At 42.0% G+C, this 19,650-nt stretch carries 19 protein-coding genes and 1 riboswitch; of the genes, 11 read left to right on the forward strand and 8 right to left on the reverse strand.

The features are described 5' to 3' along the window. Window positions 1-49 precede the first annotated feature (49 nt). Window positions 50-835, forward strand: a complete 786-nt coding sequence (locus tag M3593_RS22845) for a cupin domain-containing protein (RefSeq protein ID WP_251544948.1) — start codon at window positions 50-52, stop codon at window positions 833-835. An 806-nt stretch (window positions 836-1,641) separates the two neighbouring features. Here the strand turns inward: M3593_RS22845 and M3593_RS22850 are convergent. Continuing rightward, window positions 1,642-1,797, reverse strand: a complete 156-nt coding sequence (locus M3593_RS22850) for a hypothetical protein (RefSeq protein WP_251544949.1) — start codon at window positions 1,795-1,797, stop codon at window positions 1,642-1,644. 189 nt (window positions 1,798-1,986) lie between these two features. Beyond that, window positions 1,987-2,136, forward strand: a riboswitch (cyclic di-AMP (ydaO/yuaA leader). 97 nt (window positions 2,137-2,233) lie between these two features. On the opposite strand from M3593_RS22850, the gene M3593_RS22855 reads away from it, so the two are divergent. Further along, window positions 2,234-3,583 (forward strand): TrkH family potassium uptake protein, encoded by a 1,350-nt coding sequence (locus M3593_RS22855; RefSeq protein WP_251544950.1) that lies wholly within the window; start codon window positions 2,234-2,236, stop codon window positions 3,581-3,583. A 43-nt stretch (window positions 3,584-3,626) separates the two neighbouring features. On the opposite strand, the gene M3593_RS22860 is transcribed toward M3593_RS22855, so the two are convergent. The 3 genes from M3593_RS22860 to M3593_RS22870 all read right to left on the reverse strand — a co-directional run bounded on the left by M3593_RS22860 (window position 3,627) and on the right by M3593_RS22870 (window position 5,863). Then, window positions 3,627-4,073, reverse strand: a complete 447-nt coding sequence (locus tag M3593_RS22860; protein ID WP_251544951.1) for a GNAT family N-acetyltransferase — start codon at window positions 4,071-4,073, stop codon at window positions 3,627-3,629. Window positions 4,074-4,569: 496 nt separating this feature from the next. Continuing rightward, window positions 4,570-5,337, reverse strand: a complete 768-nt coding sequence (locus M3593_RS22865) for a DUF1129 family protein (protein ID WP_251544952.1) — start codon at window positions 5,335-5,337, stop codon at window positions 4,570-4,572. A 181-nt stretch (window positions 5,338-5,518) separates the two neighbouring features. Continuing rightward, window positions 5,519-5,863, reverse strand: a complete 345-nt coding sequence (locus M3593_RS22870; protein ID WP_144480139.1) for a PadR family transcriptional regulator — start codon at window positions 5,861-5,863, stop codon at window positions 5,519-5,521. A gap of 188 nt (window positions 5,864-6,051) precedes the next feature. Here M3593_RS22870 and M3593_RS22875 point away from each other — a divergent pair, with 188 nt between their 5' ends. From M3593_RS22875 to M3593_RS22895, 5 genes are all read left to right on the forward strand, one after another. Further along, entirely contained in the window at window positions 6,052-7,035 is a 984-nt protein-coding gene (locus tag M3593_RS22875) for a c-type cytochrome (RefSeq protein ID WP_251544953.1), read from the forward strand. A 145-nt stretch (window positions 7,036-7,180) separates the two neighbouring features. Next, on the forward strand, window positions 7,181-7,366 hold the full coding sequence (locus M3593_RS22880; protein ID WP_251544954.1) for a hypothetical protein: 186 nt from the start codon (window positions 7,181-7,183) through the stop codon (window positions 7,364-7,366). An 83-nt stretch (window positions 7,367-7,449) separates the two neighbouring features. Further along, complete coding sequence (locus M3593_RS22885; protein ID WP_251544955.1) at window positions 7,450-9,519, forward strand: DUF4179 domain-containing protein; 2,070 nt, start codon at window positions 7,450-7,452, stop codon at window positions 9,517-9,519. Window positions 9,520-9,711: 192 nt separating this feature from the next. Next, window positions 9,712-10,302 (forward strand): MEDS domain-containing protein, encoded by a 591-nt coding sequence (locus tag M3593_RS22890; RefSeq protein WP_251544956.1) that lies wholly within the window; start codon window positions 9,712-9,714, stop codon window positions 10,300-10,302. A gap of 713 nt (window positions 10,303-11,015) precedes the next feature. Further along, the gene (locus tag M3593_RS22895) at window positions 11,016-11,351 is read left to right on the forward strand and encodes a hypothetical protein (RefSeq protein ID WP_144480131.1); all 336 of its coding nucleotides are present in this window, start codon (window positions 11,016-11,018) and stop codon (window positions 11,349-11,351) included. Window positions 11,352-11,407: 56 nt separating this feature from the next. Here the strand turns inward: M3593_RS22895 and M3593_RS22900 are convergent, their stop codons facing one another. From M3593_RS22900 to M3593_RS22910, 3 genes are all read right to left on the reverse strand, one after another. After that, entirely contained in the window at window positions 11,408-13,291 is a 1,884-nt protein-coding gene (locus tag M3593_RS22900) for a M48 family metalloprotease (RefSeq protein ID WP_251544957.1), read from the reverse strand. Window positions 13,292-13,593: 302 nt separating this feature from the next. Next, complete coding sequence (locus M3593_RS22905; RefSeq protein WP_251544958.1) at window positions 13,594-14,049, reverse strand: GNAT family N-acetyltransferase; 456 nt, start codon at window positions 14,047-14,049, stop codon at window positions 13,594-13,596. Window positions 14,050-14,168: 119 nt separating this feature from the next. Continuing rightward, the gene (locus M3593_RS22910; RefSeq protein WP_251544959.1) at window positions 14,169-14,714 is read right to left on the reverse strand and encodes a GNAT family N-acetyltransferase; all 546 of its coding nucleotides are present in this window, start codon (window positions 14,712-14,714) and stop codon (window positions 14,169-14,171) included. Between the two features lie 136 nt (window positions 14,715-14,850). Here M3593_RS22910 and M3593_RS22915 point away from each other — a divergent pair, with 136 nt between their 5' ends. Next, a complete protein-coding gene (locus tag M3593_RS22915) occupies window positions 14,851-15,069 on the forward strand; it encodes a hypothetical protein (RefSeq protein ID WP_251544960.1) in 219 nt (72 codons plus the stop codon). 249 nt (window positions 15,070-15,318) lie between these two features. Further along, on the forward strand, window positions 15,319-15,789 hold the full coding sequence (locus M3593_RS22920) for a peptide-methionine (S)-S-oxide reductase (RefSeq protein ID WP_251544961.1): 471 nt from the start codon (window positions 15,319-15,321) through the stop codon (window positions 15,787-15,789). An 84-nt stretch (window positions 15,790-15,873) separates the two neighbouring features. On the opposite strand, the gene M3593_RS22925 is transcribed toward M3593_RS22920, so the two are convergent. Continuing rightward, entirely contained in the window at window positions 15,874-16,506 is a 633-nt protein-coding gene (locus M3593_RS22925) for a flavodoxin family protein (protein WP_144480121.1), read from the reverse strand. 558 nt (window positions 16,507-17,064) lie between these two features. On the opposite strand from M3593_RS22925, the gene M3593_RS22930 reads away from it, so the two are divergent. Further along, window positions 17,065-17,433: an ArsR/SmtB family transcription factor gene (locus tag M3593_RS22930; RefSeq protein ID WP_144480119.1), complete on the forward strand. Its 369-nt coding sequence runs from the start codon at window positions 17,065-17,067 to the stop codon at window positions 17,431-17,433. Then, complete coding sequence (locus M3593_RS22935; RefSeq protein ID WP_251544962.1) at window positions 17,426-19,555, forward strand: heavy metal translocating P-type ATPase; 2,130 nt, start codon at window positions 17,426-17,428, stop codon at window positions 19,553-19,555. The genes M3593_RS22930 and M3593_RS22935 overlap by 8 nt, the downstream gene beginning before the upstream one ends. Window positions 19,556-19,650: the final 95 nt, after the last annotated feature.

Raw genomic sequence — 19,650 nt, forward strand, 5'->3', positions numbered from 1 at the left:
TCACAAGTGCATAGGATATTCTGAGAAATTGTGAAGGGATTGAGCAAAAATGTACTATGGATATTCAAATCCTTACCCTTATTATGTCAATGGGCAGATGTACTACAATAATGGAAGACAATGCGTAAACTGGGGCCAGGGGAATGGTTATCATTCTTTCCACTATCCTTACAGGGAACTTGTTTTAAAGGATTATGGTCCAAACCCGTATGTAGTGAATATCAATGAAGCATCGATTCAAAACCAGAATTATCGGACAGCCTTGTGGACAGGGAAACATCTTCAGGTCACCTTGATGAGCATCGAGGTTGGCGACGATATCGGTTTGGAAATCCATCCGAAGGTCGATCAATTTTTGCGGATTGAGAAAGGCCAGGGAATTGTCCAAATGGGCAAAAGCAGAGATAACCTGACCTTCCAAACCAATGTCGCCGATGATTCCGCCATCATGATTCCCGCAGGAACATGGCATAACGTGACCAACACAGGCAATACTCCACTCAAGTTATACTCCATTTATGCTCCGCCAAACCATCCATTTGGTACAGTGCATGTGACCCATGCAGATGCAATGGAAAGACCAGTAGCGAGCAATGGAGTTCCAGAGGTTTTTGGAAAGACCCCGGACGAATGGGTAAAACACACCGAGTTTTTAGTGCAAGAAGGACTGGAGGACGTGAAAAGAGGAATCAACGCCACCCACATCCTGCAGGAATTCATTCTAATGGGCGTGCTTGTCGGAAAAGGATACACACCAGAAAAAGCATATGAGACAGTAGAAGAATGGGAACGCACAGGAAAGTCCCAACTTCTTCAGCAGAGCAAGAATATGTAGGTTTGGATGGGACACGAGACGTTCTCGTGTCCCTTAATATTTTACGTGACTTGATCTCCCGATTAAGGATTCAGACAAGTTTGCGGTGTTTTGAGGAAATGTTGTCAGAATAAGCCCGTGATTTAGACAGGTTTGAGGGTGGAAGGGGAAAAGCTGTCAAGAAAAGCGCGTGATTTAGACAGGTTTGAGGGTGGAAGGGGAAAAGCTGTCAAAAAACTCCCGTGATTTAGACAGGTTTGATGCTGAAGGCGGAAAAGCTGTCAAAATAAGCCCGTGATTTAGACAGGTTTGAGGGTGGAAGGGGAAAAGCTGTCAAGAAAAGCGCGTGATTTAGACAGGTTTGATGCTGAAGGCGGAAAAGCTGTCAAGAAAAGCTCGTGATTTAGACAGGTTTGATGGTGAAAGGGGAAAAGCTGTCAAAAAACGCCCGTGATTTAGACAGGTTTGAGGGTGGAAGGGGAAAAGCTGTCAAGAAAAGCGCGTGATTTAGACAGGTTTGGGGTGCTAAGAGGAAAAGCTGTCAAAAAAAGCTCTGGATTTAGACAGGTTTGATGCTGAAGGCGGAAAAGCTGTCAAAAAAAGCGCGTGATTTAGACAGGTTTGAAGGTGGAAGGGTAAAAGCTGTCAAGAAAAGCTCTGGATTTAGACAGGTTTGGGGTGCTAAGAGTAATAGCTGTCAAAAATAGTCCTGGGATTAATCAGGGCTAAGGGTGTTAAGAAAGAAGCTAGAAAAAGTGGAGCAATGAGAAGTACAAAAATGGACAAAACGATTATGAACATAGAAAAAACCACTCTAAAGTGGTTTTTTAATCCCGCATGGCTCCTGCTTCCCGGGAGGTCATCGCTCCCTGGCCTGCCTGTACATCTTTTTGGATTTGCTGTTTTACTTGCTGTGCATCTGTGCCTGCAAATCCGGCAGTTGTAGCATTGCCGCTTTTTGCTTTTTGTTGATTCTGTTGCATATTATGGATTCCTCCTCAGTTATCGTTTTATCAGCATTAGTATTTACTAAAGTAGTATCAATATGTGCTCGTATCTTGCCTAAGTTAGACGGAAGAACTGTCCTATCGCCTCCAATCTGGGCTAAACTGTAAAATGGGCATTGACACCAAAATGATATAGGAGTAATTTATATGTATTCATTTTAATAACAAACCTTTTTGCTGAATCCTATGAGCGGGGGAACCATTTTTGGATAAATTGATTTTATCTTGGGGTGAATTTTAGCGTGTGCAGCTAAAAGGGGATGCTCTCAATCCCTAATCCGACAGCTAACTCCGTAAGCGCGGTTGGGAGAAGGGTCTTATGGCCATTCTTTATTTGGGATGGTTTTTTTGTGGTTTTTTAAGGGATGGGGATTCTATCCCGTATAAGTTGAAAAGTAAAGAAGGGGTATCTTTGGTCAATATTTTGAGAAGGAATCGCTTAAAGCCGGCTCAGATCATTGTTTTGTTTTATGTTTTCGCTGTTTTGATCTCGGCTGCGTTACTTAGCTTGCCAATCGCGTTGAAGCCGGGGGTGAGCTGGACATTCATTGATGTCTTGTTTACAGCAGTGAGTGCGGTGAGTGTAACCGGTCTGGCTGTGGTGTCTACGCCGGATACCTTCAGCACAACCGGCATTTTTATCCTGATGTTCATCCTCCAGTTCGGTGGAATCGGAATCATGACGCTTGGTACATTTTTTTGGCTGGTGCTGCGAAAAAAAATCGGCCTTAAAGACCGGCAGCTAATCATGACGGATCAGAACCAATCCCAAATGTCGGGCCTGGTCAAACTGATGAGGCAGATTTTGATTATCATCCTGTTGATTGAAGCACTGGGAGCGTTGATTTTAGGGACTTATTTTCTAGGGTATTTTCCGACATGGGAGGAAGCGTATCTTCAGGGAGCGTTTGCGGCTGTCAGTGCAACGACCAATGCGGGATTTGATATTACGGGAAGCTCGATGATTCCGTTTGCGAATGATTACTTTGTGCAGACTGTGAACATTATTCTGCTGACCCTGGGTGCGATTGGATTCCCTGTCTTGGTCGAATTAAAGGAATTTTTCCTGAATCGCAAAAAACACAATCGAACCCATTTTTCTTTGTATACCAAGGTGACTTCCTTGACCTTTTTTGCACTGATGTTCTTCGGTGCATTCGCCATCTTGCTGTTTGAGTATAATCACTTTTTTAAAGATTATAATTGGCATGAATCCTTCTTCTTTGCCTGGTTTCAATCGTCATCCACCAGGAATGGCGGCCTTGCTACGATGAATGTCAGTGATTTTTCTGACCCGACATTGCTGCTTCTTTGCTTCTTAATGTTCATCGGGGCTTCGCCAAGCTCGGTGGGCGGGGGAATACGGACGACGACTTTCGCTGTAATATTATTGGTCATTATCAACTTTGCAAAAGGGCATAACTCGATCAAGGTATTTGGCCGTGAATTGCATGAAGAAGATATCCGGAAATCAGTGGTCGTAAGCTTTTTGGCGATCATCCTCTGTTTTGCTGCGGTGGTCATTTTGAATGCAACAGAGAAGTTCTCGATGATGGAAATCATGTTCGAGGTCAGTTCTGCTTTCGGAACAACTGGCTTGTCAATGGGGATAACACCTGATCTGAGTTACGCAGGGAAGGTCGTCATCATTGCCATGATGTTTATCGGAAGAATCGGGATCCTGTCCTTCATTTTCTTGTTTAACCGTGGAAAAGCAGAGCCTAAATGCCATTATCCGAAAGAAAGATTGATTGTGGGGTAAAAGTAAAAAAACGCTGTTAGCCTCAACAGCGTTTTTTTTGATATTATAAAGAAATCTTCATGAATTTGCTGACATCCTTAAATCCCATTTTCTCATATAACTTTATTGCTTTTTCATTGTGTGAATAGACGTTCAGCCTTACATCGCTATATCCGTTTTTACGAAACTCCTTAAACGCTTCTTCCATCAATAATTTGGAATAGCCTTTGCCTCTGTAGGGCGCTTTTACATATAAATCATTGATCCAGCCGATTTCATCCCCCGTTAAGTAATCGAATGCTTTATCAATTTGAACCCAGCCAATAAGTGTGTCGGCATCCATCAAGCAAACAAAATAAGCATTATATTTCGCAGAATGCTCATATGCTTCAATCATTTTTTGCTGATTATCTTCTGAATCGTGATTTGTTGCTTCTTTACGGTTGACTCCAGCATATTCATAGATTTCGTGCAGCTCCATTTCGTCAGCGATTTTAAAGCTCAGCGCCATGCGTTCACCCTCTCAAAATGACTATAGATTTTAGGCTTATTATATACGACAATTGTTCACGAAGTCCTTCTTGGTGAAACCCTGCTAATTGGTTAATGCCATCATTATCTGCAGTTTGACCATGAAAAGGGTGCTCAAGACTGTATTTTTAAAAAATGTCGTTCTATTTCAGTATAGAATCTGTTTACATCCTTGTTTGAAAGGCATTAGCGTTCCTATTTGGACCTGCTTGCCATGTTTTTTGGCGAAAAAATAATTTTATTGGCGATGTTCACAACTTTTTTGGCGACTTGGAAATTTTCTTTGATTTTTACCAGTTCGGCTGTGCATAGGTGCATCCAATTTTTCTTGGAACAACCAGCATATTAAAGTCAGCCTCGGCGGTGCAATAACCGTTGAGTGCAGGATTTTTGTTGACAATGAATTGATTTATCCTGAGCATGAGATCCACTAAAATACAGAAAGGAGCTTAACTTAGTTGAGCTCCTTTGAAATATTAAATTTTCTTTTGCTCTTTTTTTCTCTGGTAAAAATAGATGGCGATTAACACAGCTGATGCAAGTAAAAATGTAAGGATAATAATCGTGATGTACAGGGAATCATTGTTTGTTTCTTCCGGGATGAATCGGGTGGCAATTGAACCAATGGATATAAATAAAGGAATCAGGACAGTGAACCAGGTTTTGGTGTAAAGTGCTGCACCAATGAAAATCACGGCACAGAGGACGATGATCCAGTTGTTTTGCGCTGGGGTTGCAATAAAGGTGGGTTCGAAATCCTGTGCTTTGTACCAGAGCAGGAATACCACGATTAAACTGGTTGTCGCTATAGAGATACCGAAAAAAATAACATAGCCCCATTTAGAATGAAAGAATTTTGGCAGCACCTTGAATAAGAATAAACCGTAGGTCAGGATGCCTATGCCGCTAATGATAATTGCAAACCAGATGGTGCCTTGAGAAACGGAAAACGTCCCTTCAATTGCCGGCCCAATGCTTAAATAGGCTGTGATCATCAGGATCATCAATGGAACAAGGCCGGCCAACTGACCATAATCGGTCTTCATTGATTCGCCGATGCTCTTCATATAATTCTTCGGACTGTCTCCGATGATATGGCTGACATCCTTGCCGGCAGCTTCTGCCTCCATTAAATGCACTTCAAGTTCTTCGGTGATTTCATTGATTTCCTGGTCGTTTTTCCCCTTTGAGATCAAATACATCCGCAGTTCCACTAAAAATTCTTCCGCTTTTTTCGAGACCATCCCATCATTTCCCCCTTTTGTTTAGGCTCTTTTCTCAAACTTTTTTGCTATTGGCTACACCATAGAAGTGAATGAACTATGCTTCTTCTTTAAGTAGATTCTTGCTATGAGAAAAGAGCATACCAACTTAATACCGACCTACAAAATAGCTTTGTATTACGTTAAAATTGGCTTTAGGATTTTAACAACTATCATTACGAAAATAGCCTTTATTCAATACATTGTTCACCGAGGCGCTCAGCTGCGTCCACCGGATGATGAATTGCTCCAATTCCTGCTCACCTTTTTCGGTCAATGTGTAATATTTACGTTTCGGCCCAGCAGTGGATTTCCTTAGGGTTGTGCTTACCAGGCCTTCTTTTTGCATCCTCAGCAGCAGGGGATAGATCGTCCCTTCGCTAAAAGAATGGAAGCCATAGGACTCTAACTTGGCGGCCAATTCATACCCATAGATTTCGCCCTCTTTGATGATAGATAAAAGGCATCCATCCAGGATACCTTTGAGCATTTGTGTCGTATCAGCCATATAGAAGGCTCCTTTCAGTAGCTTGTATTGCAAGGTATTTGATGCGAAGAGTGGTACCTTGTATTACAAGATATACATATACTCTACATTACGGTATCTTGCAATGCAAGGGTTAAAAACTTCTCGGCGAATAATTTCGATAAAAAATTAAGAAGCTATTATATGAAATTATTTTAGGAGTTGAAAAAATGCGGAAGAAGCCAATTTGGGTAGTTTTTTTGATGTTGGCGCTTGTGTTTTCATTTGCAGCCTGCAGCAATGATAATGCCCATAAAGATCCTGAAGAGAGTCAAAGCAAGAATACGGAAGGAAAGACGAATGAGCAGGCCGCTGACAGTAAAAAGGGCGGGGGAGAAAATGAAGGCGGGGATGCGGCTTATAATCCGCCGTCAATGGACGATCTCGATCCGAAAAATCCCATGACCGAATATATTACGTATGGGCAAAAGGTATTCCATGAAACGGATACTGTTCTGGATGGATATGTCGGGAACCAGTTGTCCTGTTCCAGCTGTCATGCCGATGCAGGGCTTGCGAAGTCTGCTTCGATGGTGGGGGTGACCACTCAATTTCCTCAATACCGGCCAAGGGAAGGTGTTGTTTATACGCTTGAAGACCGAGTAAATGGCTGTATGGTCCGAAGCATGAATGGAAAAAAGCTGCATAATGACAGCAAAGAGATGCGGTCGATGATTTCCTATCTGACTTATATCTCAGAGGGGATTGAAGTTGGCACTGAGCTCCCGTGGAGAATGCAGAACACGATGAAAGAAATCCCGCTGCCGAAAGTCGAGGATGGCGAGAGACTGTATACCGAAAAAGGCTGTGTCGCCTGCCACGGTGAAAATGGCGAAGGGAAAGGTGCGACAGTTGGACCGTCCCTATGGGGAGAAAACTCCTTCAACGATGGGGCAGGAATGGGAAGATTGTCAAAAATAGCAGGGTATATCCAGAATAATATGCCGCCGAATGGCGGAACCTTAACGGATCAGGAAGCAGCAAATCTGGCAACTTTTATCCTTTCCCAGGATCGTCCGGTCTGGGAAGGCCATGATAAAGATTGGCCAAATGGTGGCAGACCGACAGATATCATTACTAAAGACCGCCGCGAAAAGATTCGTGCAGGAACCTTCGACTGGTCTGAGATTGATAATGTCATCCAGCCAGATTAGTCTGAAAAGAAGCAGCCAGGAGCAAAATCAATCCTGGCTGCTTTTTTATTAGGACGGTCAGAAAGAGCTCCAAAACCTATGTCTCTATTTGCCAATTTGTGGTATTGTTGAAGTGGTAGACAGTTATAAGAAAAGGGTGGTCAGCTTGAAGAAAATAATCATTTTCCTATTGATCACTTTAGCTTCTTGTAATCCTGATAAATCATTTACATATTGGACAGACACTACAGAAAATCAGTTACAGCGTCTGGATGAAGCGAAGATCAAATATGAAATCAGAGATGGCGAGATTTGGGTGAGAGAGGAAGACTTAAAGAAAGTCATGGCTTGATGTTCTTGAAGGTAAGGTGTTTTTAAAGGTGACTGATTATTCAAAAATTATGCTCGGGATCGCTGTCCCTGGGGGGAATATAGATGATACTGGAAAAACTAGAACCGATTTCGATAGCGGCGATCCAGGATAAAGGGATTGAATCTGTCGTTGATTGGTTTGATCGGCATATGGAATATTTTTATACGTTGGGCTGGTTTTATGTTCAAAATCAGCAGCAGATGGAGGAGCTCTTTTACCGGTCAATTGTGAGGGTGCATAAGGAGTGGCCGAGGTATAAAGGGGATATCTCTTTTAAAATATGGGTGACAACGATTTTTGTTCAGAACGCACGGGAGCTTTCTAAAGATGGCGGTTTGCAAGACTCTGAGGAAACGAGGGAGGACTTATTCAAAGCGATCAACCACCTGAATAATGATGATAAGGAAGCGCTAATCCTTACTTATGCAGCGAGCTTTTCCCTTGAGGAGGCATCACAAATCCTTGGGATTACCGTGGATAAAATAAAGGTCCATCTGTTCTCTGGGATTCAGTCTGTCCGGAACCAGCTGTATGGAAATGACTATCATGGCTGTGAAGAATACCATAAGCATTATATCGATTATCTGGAAAAATTGATGGATCGTCCGGCAAAGATTGAATTTGAAATGCACCTTTATAACTGCCCGGAATGCCAGGCTGATTTAGGGAGCTTTCAGGAAATGGCAATGACCAGTCTGAACCAGGTCGAGGAGATGCAAGGACTTAAGGTACCTTCTCAACTCCTCGAAAACGTCAGGAAAAGGCTGTCAGAAAAAAAGGAAAACCGGCAAAAGAAGAATAAAAAGCGTAAGAAGCTGGCCCTTATTTTTGCAAGTGTATTTGCATTTGTAATGGCGTTTGGTTTCATGACGGGTGCGCTGCCGAAGGTCTACTATGCATGGGCGGAAGATGATGAACAATTACGTTCCTTTTTGCAGCAAGGCCTTGGTAAAAGGCTGAGCCTGGAAGCGGAAAGTGCAGGAGTAACGGTGAAAATCAACGGGGTGGTTGCTGATGACATCCAGACGCTGGTTTTTTATGAGATTCATGCTACGGAGGAGAATAAGCAATATTTCATGGGCTTTGATGATGGAGTTTCCGTTGAGAATGAACAGGACATTATGGAAACGCAAAGCTATCCGCGGTTTTCTATTCCTGATGCTGAAGCGGAAATGAACAAAAGGGAGAAGAATGTGTTTTACGGCAAGGTTGCTCTCAGTCCGCTAAAAGAGGAGGAGGGGCTGATCAAGCTGAGGATCACCAAGATCCAGGAATTGACGAACGACACTGCATTGAGATTTGGTTTCACTCCTGGTGAGTATAAAACAGGGGATTGGTCATTCGAATTCCCGGCAACCAAACAGCCTTCCCTGGAATACTCTGTCAATCAACAAAAAGAAATCGAGGGAGTCCCAATCAGGATTGATAAATTGACGATTGCTCCAACGACAACAATTTTACAGTATGCGATCAATACAGAAAAACTGGAGAAACGGATTGATAGGATTGATTTCCGTACTCTGGAAGTCAACAAGAACGAAGTGGAGGCTGACATGTATAGCAGCTACTTTATGGATTACCAGCAGGAAAATGATTGGATTGCTTTTCAAACTTACTTCGATCCCGTTCATGGGGAAAAGCCAAAAGAGGTGAGAGCCAAGTTAAAATCGGTGTACTTATCCGTAATCCAACCTAAAACCATCGACCTTGGCGAAACCCAGCAATTCCCCCAGACAATCAAGTATGCAGGCAGTGACATCAGCATCGATAAGGTTGAAAATGGGCAGATGACCAATGTCGTGATAACAGATAACGAAATCAAAAATCGGGAATACGACTCGCTTCAGTTCGATTTTAACGACGGTTATGCAGATCAGCCAATCATCAACCATATGGAATCTAAAGGAGTGCTCATTGATAAAAATGGCATCGAATACGATGAGAATAAAGGGCCGGTCGATTATGAAAAATTGGAGCAGCCCCGCTATTTTGTCACCGAACAGACACTGGGAATCGATGGCCTCGAAAAGAATGATATGAAACTAAAGATAACGGGGTATAATGCTTTGAAATATGTGAAAGAAGTCTGGGACCTGGCGCCGGTTAAGCTGTCCGAGAAAAAAGGGGAATAAGCATACTGTGGCACGGGATGGACTTCGTGAGGATTCTGGTGTCCCGGAGAACAGGAGTGAACATGTGTTTTGAGGGGATGGGAGAACCGTCCCTTTTTGTTTTTTAAGGGTAAGTTTTTCAAAAAAAAAAACAAATAGTATTCTCTTCGGAAACCGCGTAAAATGGAAGCAAACAAAAAAAGGAGTGATCACTTGAAATATAAAATGGCTCAGATGTTAGGGGACCAAAAGAATGTTCATATCCTATACTCATATGATGGTATGAGAAATTACATAGAACAGGCCATAAGATATATAGAAGAAGGTGTTCTGTCGGGGGATTATGTGATCCTGATTGAAAATGATCGGATTTACAAAATCCTGCATGCAGAACTGAACAAACGGTTAACATCAGTCCAAATGGAATTGGTTCACTGGGTCAATAACTTCGATTTTTATTATTCAAGTGGAAGTTACCATCCTCCTGCGATTACGGAGTATTTTCAAAAAACAGTCCAGCCATATGTGGAAAATGAAATTTCTTTCCGGTCATGGGCACATGTCGAGTGGGCTTCTATGAAAGAGCCTCTGAATATTATTGAAGATTTTGAGAGAATAGTAGACGATGCTGTAAACGAACTATTCTTTCCATTGATTTGCGCTTATCAAGGGGTGAAAATGCCAGAGCACCTCAGAAAAATCCTGATGGAAACACATCCTTATGTCCTGCTGGAGGATGAGCTTGTTCCATCCGAACAGTATAGTGAATTGGAGACGGTTCTGGCAGCGGAAGAAAGTGAATAAGAAGTAATTTAGAGGGGGCGGGATAACCGTCCTTTTCTTTTTTGGCGTGATTGGTATAAAATTTGCCACGATCAAATATATAAAGAATATGGACAACTACTGCTTTTCGATAAATTGGAACTATAAGGTGCTGATCGTTTGAATAGGAATAAGAATTTGCAATTAGCCATCTATTTGCTTTTAGGTTTGCTTATAGTTTTAATTGTTCATGTCATACTCCACACAAAGGTCTATGTCGTGTTTAGTGCAAGTCTTGGTTCAGTTTTCATGATTGGATTGATCATCTTTCTGATTATATATCTTTATTTAAATGGATAAAAAGGTGGGACTTGGGGTCGGTTCTGGTGTCCTGGAAAAGGAATATAAAAACTTTATGGGACGGGTGAACCGTCCTTTTGTGTTATGTTGAAACATTTTGTTGTTTAAAACGTAAGTGTTAGTAAGAAATTCTTTATACTTCTGCTCTTAACAGGTTTTAAAAACCATCTAATATATCCAACCATTCAAAGGAGTGATTTAATGTCCAGGCATGGCCGAGATGATGATAAAAGTAAAATAGATGGTGATGACGGTTGGAATAGGGCTGTGTACGGTAGTCCTACAAAGGGTGGTTGTTTTGTTTTTGTACTGATTATCATTTTGATTGTCTGGTTTATGAAGTAGCCTGATGTTATAGGGATGGAGGGAACGTTCTGGGCAAAATAAAGTGCGTTTTGGTCATCAGCTTAATCATATTTTCTCTTTTGGCCCTGATATCGGTTTTGTTTACTTCAACCATCCACAGAGATGTGATTGGTCTGGGGGGAATTGCAGCAGGTATTATTTTAATGCTGCCATCTGTTAAAATACATCGGCTAATCTTCTTTGGAGGCCGAGCTAAACAAGCAAATGAGATTTTTCCAGATGAACATCTGCAGCAAAAGATCCTTAAACAAATCGAAAAAGAAGAACCTTTTAATGAGGAAGGTAAAACCAACATAATATTAGACTCTCTTGGATACTCAGGAATGGTGATATTCGTTCTATCTCTGTTCATTGTTCCATTATGATCGAATTCAATTCAACAGAAAAGCAGCGTAGCCCATTAGCTTCGCTGCTTCCGTTATTAAGAGACTTGTTCGTTATCCTCCACAGTATAAATCAAGGAATTTTCCACGTTTAGCATGCTTTTTCGCAAGTCCTTCTTATCGTTGAGGATAATCACACATGTATCCTCGAACTCTCCTAGACCATTAATATACTTTTCATATAAAGCCTCTTCAGCTTCATCTAGATCCGTGCTTTTCGGAAGTGACAGGTCAAGTCCAAGCACATACTGTTTACGCTCAGGAATTGAGTTGAGCTGCTTTCGTACAAGGTAAGCATTTGTGATTTCTTTGTACTGTGCGAGTTGATTCATTCCTGCGATGATTTCTTTGCTTTCTTTGTCGTGAGTGATAAAGCGGTCCTTTGGCTGGATAAAGTCGCATTCTTCGTTGGAAGCTTCTACGATTTCTTCCCACTTTTCCAGTTCCTCTCTCGTCTTTTCGAATAACTCGCTCTGTTCTGTTTCATAATAGTATCCGCATAATAGGTCAAGCCCTGGCAAACGCAATTCCCAATCGTACGACATAGCCAGGTTGATCAATTGGATTCCTTTTTCCGCTGTGTCCCTGGACTCCAGATAATACTCACCTAAAGTCATTAATGCTCCTGCGGTTCGCTGATCTTCCGAGTGTTTTTTCGCTATTTCTTCATACAATGGAATCGCGGCTTCCAGACTATTGAACTCTACTGTCAAAAAAGCCTTTTCCAGCAATTCTTCAAGGGTGGCAACTTGTTTGGCCGATAATTCTTCGAATCGCTGCTTCGAATCATTGAAGTTTTCAATTTCTTGTTTCCAGTCATCCTGATTGTGGTCCACCCACATTTTATTGAAGTCATTCAGGATCCGGCCTGGGTAGGCGAAGAAGTAATCAAGCGCAGAAGCTTGTTGTCTCTCTGGTAACAGTGCTTCTGCCCCCAGTGCTGAAAGTCTGTCTTTTAAACAAGGATGGGTATCCGTCACATAACTCTCAACTTCCAGCTGTTCGCTGAAATATTTAGTTGCTTTTTGCTCGCTAAGTGACCGGTACTGCTCGGCAAAGTTTGAATATGGCTGAGGTACACTATTGGTCTTCGCACATTCTTCAAACAATTCACTGTAAAAATCACGGTAGTAATAGGGGGCCGCCACAGAGATCATAGCTAACGCTTCTCCCATTGCCTGCTGGGATGTGACCGATGCTGCGGAGCGGTCTGCATCGTATTCTTCCTGCCTGGCCATGGCGAATGAATAGGCATCAAACCTCGGGTAATACCACTGAAAAAACTTCCTGAAAATAAAAGTGCCAAATTGTTCGTTTTCCTCAAGGGAATGCATTAAGCGCCCCCAGCTCATTCTCAAACGGTATATTCTTGCACCCAGGGCCGTATCGGAATTCGAAATATGGGCAAGTTCGTGGGCAAGAACAGCCGTAAATTGTTCCTGGGAAAGAGTCGACAGTAGCGGGATGCCGATGACCAGGACGTTCCGCTTTTTCCCGATGAATCCATAGCGTGAAATTTGGGCGACGGAGGCATTGAATTCGCTGTCGAGTACAATTTCATCAATCGGTGGTGTATTCATTTTTAGACGCAAAGAGTCAATCATCTCAAACAGCTTCGGAGCTTCCTCCTGTTGCAGATAATATCCTTCAGGCATTTCCATTTTCACAATCAGGGCTCTGATAATGAAGAATGACAAGGTTCCCGTCAAGAGCAGAACTTTCACATTCCCAAAGGTGAAATTCCCATCCAAAATCATGGCTGCTGAAATCGCCATTAAAAATAAAAATAACGACAAAAATAATGCGACATAACCAAAACCAAGACCAGTGAGCATGATGACCTTGAATCTGTAAAGCTTAGGGTTGGCAGAAGCCTGTTTTTCAAGCTTGTTCACCAGTGATTCAAACTCTTGAATTGTCATTCTCATTCCCCTTTATTAAGTTATCGATAGTATTATAGCAGGGAGGAAGTTATTGCTAAAAGATGTTTTTTATTGGAAAAGTAAAAATTATTAGATAGGGAGGGAATTCCTTACGTCCAGAAATGAAGGCAGGGCGATTCATCCCCATTCTCTCGATGAGGGGGATGTTATTTTTCAAATGAATAAGGGGGACAGAACATATAAGAATTGGTGCTAATAATCAATCAGTATAACAACGGCCCGGTTTTATGGCTCTTTAACTGCCGCAAAACCAGGTCGCCTGTTTCTCCAGCGGCGTTACTTTACAATTCTTTCTTCATAAATAAGCTATTCGGGTCCTCGGTATAATCTGCAAAAGGCGGGCAATAATCAAAGCCGTATTTTTCATAAAGTTTCCTTGCTGGTATGAACGCTTCCATTGAACCTGTTTCCAGGCTCAGTTTTTTATAGCCGCGGCCTTTGGCTTCTGAAATGATGTGCTCAAGCATGGCCTGCGCGACACCTTTACGAAGATGGGCAGCTGCGGTTCTCATCGATTTCACTTCACCATGCTCGCGATCGAGCTCCTTCAATGCACCGCAGCCCATCAACTGGTCCCCATCCCAGACTGTCCAGAATGTGATCTCAGGTTTTTTCAACGCTTCGAGTCCAAGGGCGTGTATGCTCTCAGGCGGGGAGTGAAGTGTCATTCCATGCAAGTGCTCCCCGATTAATGCTGTCACCTTAGGACTTGTTAGATCATCCACTTTAATTTCCATTTTGAACCTCCAGATTATTTTAAAAAAGTAGTTCAATTTCACGTTTTTTTGTCCGGATCAGGGAAATCGACCTGATCATGCTAATATGATTGGAAGAAAAAGTGCGAATGGAGCGCCCCCTATAGTGAATCACTTTTTGAATTCCTAAGAACGGTAATGAATCCATCTAGAATCTGATGGCTTATTTTAAAGCCTTTACTTATGTAGAAATTTAGCGCCGTATCATTCCCATTGGAAACATAGATGAACTGGTCGTCGATGCCGTCAAATGAATCGAGCCAGCGCTTTGATTTTTCAAAGAGAACAGATCCGATTCCCATGCTGCGATATCCATCTTTGATATAAAATTGCGAAAGGCAGCCGACATCACTTCCCTTTACCGAATCCATATCGAAAAAAACAGCGAAATCATTCGAATAAACTTCTTTCGGGGAAACATTGCTGTACACGTATCCGACCAGCTCATCACCGTCCATCGCAGCAATGATTTGATTCGCCTTCGCGTTTTTAACCGAAGGGATCATTCTGGTTTCAAAGCTCATGCCATCAAAGAGCTCGGGACGTATAGTGGCTAGTGACTTTTGGTAGGCCATCAGCTCATTGCAAAGATGTTTCACAGTATCCATCTGCTCATCAGGGATTAACTCGTAACGAATTGCCATCATTCAACGCCCTTTCTTACAAGGTTTTTAATCTGATTATATCGTAATCCCACCATTCTCGATATCGAAAAACTAAGGTTAACAGCTTGTCATGATTAGGTACCATTGTTCATAGACTCTATCAAAAGGGGGTGTAGAGTTGAACCGCATACCTAACAGGGTGGATTATTATCTGAAAGAAAAATGTCTTTTAAGTGCCAATGTAAAACATTGGGAGCACTATATTGCAGCATTGAGGGCGAGTAATACAGTAACGATCAACAAGAAAGAATATATGGTAGAGAAAATCAATATGGTCCATGACCCATCAACCGTTGTCCTGAAAATCAGCGTTGAACCGCTTAAAATCTATGTTTGAGTATCCTTCGGGATGCTTTTTATTTTTGTCGCTGGGGACGGCTCCATCTTGTTTTGTAAAAGGAAAAGGGAATACTCATTGTGGGGGATTTTTGAAAAGTGTTGATCGGTTATTTATAATTTTCTTATGTTTATTTACAGGGATGCTTACTTTTGCTATATTCCTATCATTCTATTATATAAATGTTCTTTAAGGACCTTTCGGTAAATTAAGACCCTATTTCACTTTTAAACAAAGAGGAGAGTCAATATGGAAATAATCTATTTTGCAGGTGGTTGTTTATGGGGGGTACAGGCTTTTATAAAAACTTTGCCTGGAGTCAAGTTTACAGAAGCGGGAAGAGCGAATGGGACCAGTCAAACACTTGATGGTGATTATGATGGCTACGCCGAATGTGTAAAAACTGGATTTGATCCAAAGATGGTGACGGTCCGGGAATTGATGGGGTATTTTTTTGAAATTATTGATCCCTACAGTTTGAATAAACAAGGAAAGGATGTTGGGAAGAAATACAGAACTGGAGTGTATAGTGAAAAGCCTGAACACTTAACCGAAGCGAAGGCGTTCCTTAATGAGAGAGATGATTATGACCTTATCGTTGTGGAAGTATTGCCTCTTACAAATTATGTGAGAAGTGCGGAAGAGCATCAAGATCGCTTAGCTAAATGTCCAAATGATTATTGTCATATTCCAGATGAATTATTAAGTAAATACTTATAAAAAAAGCAATCCAGTTCTGTTTGAATTGGATTGCTAATTTAGCATGCTAGTTGATTTTTCACTCCATTGTTTCTAGACATCTTATTATTGGCTGTCACTCACATTTCCTTCTGCCGGAATCGGATGTTCCTTCAGCAGCCGGGCAAAATGCAGTAAATTGTAGGCAGTGGTTTTTACGTGTTGCATCGTAAATTCGTTCTCTCTCCCGTTTGCCTCGATAAAGGAAGGGCCAGGGCCCGCTTCACCTACCCAATAGGTATCGACATTTGGAGGTATTGTAAACCCAATATGGGACAAGGCGTAAATTAGGTAGCTAGAGACATTTTTCGCCCCGTCTTCATTCCCGGTCACTGCCACTCCGCCTACCTTGTTATAGTAGATATACTGGCCTTTTTCGTTCGTAAGGCTGCTTCCGCCATACAATCTTTCCACCACTAAAGTGGCCAGACTGCTCTGTTCGCCAAGCCAAACCGGCGAGCCAAGCAAAAGGATATCCGCCTGCTTCACTTTTTCAAAGATTTCTGGCCAGTGATCCTTTTCATTAACTGCCTCATGGGTAATCCCAAAGCCGATATGGTAGTCAGCCATCCTGAGTACTTCCGTCTCCACTCCGTTTTCATCAAAAATCTTTACAATCTCGTCAATCAGCGCACGGGTATTGGATTGCTGCGTGCTGTCTTTCAAACTGCAATTCAAAACTAGCGCTTTAATGCTCATTGCTACATCTCCTTATGTCATGGTATTAGTATTTCTTTACCCTGAGGTTTTTTAAAAAAACCAGGAATCCGGTTTTGTACGCGGCATAATAGGCAGTTGAAAAGGGAATGGAAGGGCAGTTAAATAACAAGCTCACATACAGGCTTATTTTTTGACTGGTAAGTGGAAGAATATATTAAGATTTTTGTAGCTAAAGAAATTGGTTGTGCTCAATATGGTTTACCTGGTTGCTATACAACATGATGCGAAGGCTCTGGACCAGCCCCAAAAAGGTATGAAAACTTTAAAAAACAGAGAATAATTGGTACACAGAAAAGAATGGGCTTCCATTCTTTTTTTAATTGTTAATTGTTTAACTAGCCTGTACTTCTTAAGTAATTACACCAGTAATTGAAACAGTACATCCTTCTAGAATCGACCCGTAAAATGCAGTCCCTTAAAATCTGACCATATCCAACCGGATCGGATCTTATAATATTCTAATAATCGTTTGACTATTTGAAATCCATTGCATATACTGATACTCAAATGAATGTTTGAATGAGAGGTGAGAATCGTTTGAAACATGATGATGTGTGTGAAATAACATGTTTTGATGGACCAAAAGTGAACAGGGTAAAGGAATCTTTATCTAAACATAATACAGTTTCTGTTTCTAAAATGTTCAAGGCATTGGCAGACGATACAAGACTAAAAATAGCTTTTGCATTAAGTGAAGAAGATGAGCTTTGTGTGTGTGACGTCGCCAATATTGTAGAGTGTACAACAGCAACTGCTTCTCATCATTTACGCCTGCTCCGCAACATGGGGCTGGCAAAACATCGTAAAGATGGAAAGCTTGTGTTTTACTCGCTGGATGATGAACATGTCAAACAACTGATTCAACTAGCCTTCACTCATGAAAAGGAGGGGAAAGTGCATGGATAAAGCGATTGAGCAATCAGCCGAAAAACATGTATACCGTGTACAGGGATTCTCCTGAGCAGGCTGTGCTACTACGTTCGAAAAGAACGTAAAACACCTGGAGGGTGTTTCAGATGCAAGTGTTAACTTTGGCGCTTCCAAACTTGTTTTATACGGGAATGCTTCCATTGAACAACTTGAAAAGGCCGGGGCTTTCGAGAATCTTAAAGTCATACCGGAGAAGGAACGATTTGAAGAAAAGAAAGAGCCATTTTTGAAAAAGCATGCTACAGTCATCACCTCATTTGTTTTCTTGCTGATGGGATGGATTTCCGGACAATTGAACGGTGAAGAGAATATTGCGTCCATTATTGCATACGCAGCCTCTATCTTAATAGGGGGCTATCGTCTGTTTAACACAGGATTGAAAAACCTGTTTCGATTAAATTTTGATATGAAAACCTTAATGACCATTGCCGTCATTGGTGCAGCAGTCATTGGTGAATGGGGAGAAGGTGCTACGGTTGTCATCCTGTTTGCCATCAGTGAAGCCCTTGAAACCTACTCGATGGATAAAGCCCGTCAATCCATTCGGTCATTAATGGACATTGCACCAAGGGAAGCCCTGATCAGAAGAGGCAGTCAGGAACTGATGATCCAGGTCGATGAAATTCAAATTGGAGACATCATGATTGTTAAACCCGGGCAAAAAATTGCGATGGATGGCATCGTTTTAAAGGGAACTTCTGCTGTTAACCAGGCAGCGATCACTGGAGAGTCCGTACCAGTGGCTAAAAAAATCGATGATGAAGTTTTTGCCGGAACTCTTAATGAAGAAGGACTGCTAGAGGTTAAAGTAACCAAGCATGTAGACGACACGACCATTGCGAAAATTATTCATCTGGTTGAAGAAGCTCAAGGTGAGCGAGCACCTTCACAGGCGTTTGTTGACCGCTTTGCTAAGTACTATACGCCTGTCATTATGTTAATCGCCCTTGGAGTTGCCGTACTTCCCCCGCTTTTCGGAGCTGATTGGAGCACCTGGATTTATCAAGGGTTGGCTGTACTGGTGGTCGGTTGCCCTTGCGCCCTTGTAGTTTCTACTCCTGTTTCAATTGTTACTGCAATCGGAAATGCAGCCCGGAACGGTGTATTAATTAAGGGTGGAATTCATCTGGAAGAATTGGGATCGATAAAAGCCATTGCTTTCGATAAGACAGGAACATTGACAAAAGGGGTTCCTGTCGTCACCGATTACCTTCCGCAAGATGGAGCCTCAAACGAACAATTAAAAATCATTGCTGCCCTGGAAAATGGATCACAACACCCGTTGGCTTCGGCGATCATGAAAAAGGCAGAGGAGGTAAGCCTGGATTATCAAAGTGTTGATATTCATGACTTTTCCTCCATAACGGGTAAAGGAATAAAAGGAAATATCAACGGTGAGACCTATTTTGTCGGCAGCCCGAATTTGTTCGACGAAATCCTTGCTGGGGGGATTAGCTCCGAACTAAAGAAGAAAGTGGAAGCCCTGCAAAATCAGGGTAAGACTGTGATGGTTGCTGGAACGTCAACGAAAATTACCGCATTGATCGCGGTTGCAGATGAAGTGAGGGAAAATAGTCAAAAAGTGATACAAAAACTTCACTCCTTAGGTATCGAGAAAACAATCATGTTAACAGGAGATAACTCAAGGACTGCGAATGCCATTGGACAGCAAGTAGGCGTTTCGGATATTAAAGCAGAGCTTTTACCGCAGGATAAGCTTAACTACATCAAAGACCTCAGAAATGAATTTAACCGCGTATCCATGGTCGGTGATGGAGTGAACGATGCTCCTGCTCTTGCAGCCTCAACTGTTGGGGTGGCAATGGGAGGTGCGGGGACAGACACAGCATTAGAAACCGCTGATATTGCCCTGATGGCCGATGACTTAGGAAAGCTTCCCTTTACGGTAAAACTAAGCAGAAAAGCTTTAACGATCATTAAACAAAATATAACCTTCGCTTTAGGCTTAAAGCTTATCGCGTTATTGCTCGTGATTCCAGGGTGGCTCACCCTTTGGATTGCAATATTCGCTGATATGGGCGCAACTTTACTTGTTACCTTGAACAGCCTAAGACTTCTCGGAGTTAAAGACAAATAAACAACAGCTTCCCAGGAATGGGGAGCTTCTTTTATGCTGAAAAATGCTGATTCGAAATAGTTTCTGTTGAGCATTAGATTTTCTTTGAGAAATTC

Origin of the sequence: Mesobacillus sp. MER 48 (genome assembly GCF_023714225.1) — a bacterium.
GTDB classification, from domain to species: Bacteria; Bacillota; Bacilli; order Bacillales; family Cytobacillaceae; genus Mesobacillus; species Mesobacillus oceanisediminis_A.

Bases quoted from the DNA above. Each gene is read 5' to 3' on its own strand.
- M3593_RS22845 (WP_251544948.1), top strand. From the start codon at position 50: ATGTACTATGGATATTCAAATCCTTACCCTTATTATGTCAATGGGCAG.
- M3593_RS22850 (WP_251544949.1), bottom strand. From the start codon at position 1,797: ATGCAACAGAATCAACAAAAAGCAAAAAGCGGCAATGCTACAACTGCC.
- M3593_RS22860 (WP_251544951.1), bottom strand. From the start codon at position 4,073: ATGGCGCTGAGCTTTAAAATCGCTGACGAAATGGAGCTGCACGAAATC.
- M3593_RS22865 (WP_251544952.1), bottom strand. From the start codon at position 5,337: ATGGTCTCGAAAAAAGCGGAAGAATTTTTAGTGGAACTGCGGATGTAT.
- M3593_RS22870 (WP_144480139.1), bottom strand. From the start codon at position 5,863: ATGGCTGATACGACACAAATGCTCAAAGGTATCCTGGATGGATGCCTT.
- M3593_RS22875 (WP_251544953.1), top strand. From the start codon at position 6,052: ATGCGGAAGAAGCCAATTTGGGTAGTTTTTTTGATGTTGGCGCTTGTG.
- M3593_RS22885 (WP_251544955.1), top strand. From the start codon at position 7,450: ATGATACTGGAAAAACTAGAACCGATTTCGATAGCGGCGATCCAGGAT.
- M3593_RS22900 (WP_251544957.1), bottom strand. From the start codon at position 13,291: ATGACAATTCAAGAGTTTGAATCACTGGTGAACAAGCTTGAAAAACAG.
- M3593_RS22905 (WP_251544958.1), bottom strand. From the start codon at position 14,049: ATGGAAATTAAAGTGGATGATCTAACAAGTCCTAAGGTGACAGCATTA.
- M3593_RS22910 (WP_251544959.1), bottom strand. From the start codon at position 14,714: ATGATGGCAATTCGTTACGAGTTAATCCCTGATGAGCAGATGGATACT.
- M3593_RS22920 (WP_251544961.1), top strand. From the start codon at position 15,319: ATGGAAATAATCTATTTTGCAGGTGGTTGTTTATGGGGGGTACAGGCT.
- M3593_RS22925 (WP_144480121.1), bottom strand. From the start codon at position 16,506: ATGAGCATTAAAGCGCTAGTTTTGAATTGCAGTTTGAAAGACAGCACG.